This is a genomic window from Exiguobacterium sp. HVEsp1 (assembly GCF_002009685.1).
In the GTDB taxonomy this organism is placed as follows: Bacteria; Bacillota; Bacilli; order Exiguobacteriales; family Exiguobacteriaceae; genus Exiguobacterium; species Exiguobacterium profundum.
Window position 1 is genome coordinate 397,859 of the sequence record NZ_KV917367.1, and the last position, 241, is coordinate 398,099.

Genomic DNA, 241 nt, shown 5'->3' on the forward strand with positions numbered 1-241 from the left:
GCTCAACGGAGCTACCCTGGGGATAACAGGCTGATCTCCCCCAAGAGTCCACATCGACGGGGAGGTTTGGCACCTCGATGTCGGCTCATCGCATCCTGGGGCTGGAGTAGGTCCCAAGGGAAGGGATTCGGGCTTAGTGATCCTGTGGTTCCGCATGGAAGGGCCATCGCTCAACGTATAAAAGCTACCCTGGGGATAACAGGCTGATCTCCCCCAAGAGTCCACAGGGGAGGTTTGGTTT